General features: G+C 26.0%; 1 protein-coding gene. It reads left to right on the forward strand.

The genetic code is table 11. The features are described from left to right. Positions 1-140: 140 nt before the first annotated feature. Positions 141-250: bacteriocin-like protein (locus SB772_RS43930; protein WP_410839017.1), on the forward strand; the 110-nt coding region annotated here is incomplete at its 3' end.

Raw genomic sequence — 250 nt, forward strand, 5'->3', positions numbered from 1 at the left:
GGAATTTTCAGTTTTACGATATACAAATTTTTTTAAGTAAGAAAAGTACACTTTATTAACATCAAGTTAATTTAAGTTAAACTATTGCGTAATAAAAAAAAGAAATTGATATTTACGATACCAATCAATAAATATTTATTATGAAAAATCTAGAAAAAATCAAAAGAGAGAAATTAAAGACAATTAAAGGAGGAAGACCTCCTCTTGGATGCAATAACTGGAATCCATCTGCTATGTGTTGCAGATCATG

Source organism: Paraburkholderia sp. SIMBA_030, assembly GCF_046535245.1.
GTDB lineage: Bacteria > Pseudomonadota > Gammaproteobacteria > Burkholderiales > Burkholderiaceae > Paraburkholderia.